Source organism: Flavobacterium pectinovorum, from assembly GCF_006438875.1.
GTDB classification, from domain to species: Bacteria; Bacteroidota; Bacteroidia; order Flavobacteriales; family Flavobacteriaceae; genus Flavobacterium; species Flavobacterium pectinovorum_A.
Window position 1 is genome coordinate 1 of record NZ_RCZH01000051.1, and the last position, 636, is coordinate 636.

Annotated in this window: 1 protein-coding gene; it reads left to right on the forward strand. The window is 40.3% G+C overall.

The window, feature by feature from the left end; translation table 11 throughout:
- Positions 1–636: SprB repeat-containing protein (locus EAH81_RS27280; RefSeq protein WP_194150838.1), on the forward strand; the 636-nt coding region annotated here is incomplete at both ends.

Consider the following 636-nt stretch of genomic DNA (forward strand, 5'->3'; position numbering starts at 1 on the left):
TGTTCAAACCTCAGCTACAGCCAATAACTTAATTGCGGGAACTTATATCGTAACTGTGACCGATGAAAAAGGCTGTACCGATACCGAACAAATAACAATTACAGAACCTGAACTTGCTTTAACTGCAGCCATAAATACTAAAACTGATGTAAATTGTAAAGGTGACGCAACAGGATCTGCAACAGCTTCGGCAACTGGTGGAACGGGAACTTATTCTTATTCCTGGAATACTTCGCCAGCACAAACTTCGGCTATAGCCAATAATTTAATTGCGAGAACTTATATCGTAACGGTGACGGACGAAAAAGGTTGTACTGATACCGAACAAATCACAATTACGGAACCTGAATTGGCTTTAACCGCAGCAATAAACACTAAAACTGATGTAAACTGCAAAGGTGACGCAACAGGATCTGCAACAGCTTCGGCAACTGGTGGAACAGGAACTTATTCTTATTCCTGGAATACTTCGCCTGTTCAAACCTCAGCTACAGCCAATAACTTAATTGCGGGAACTTATATCGTAACTGTGACCGATGAAAAAGGCTGTACCGATACCGAACAAATAACAATTACAGAACCTGAACTTGCTTTAACTGCAGCCATAAATACTAAAACTGATGTAAATTGTAAAGG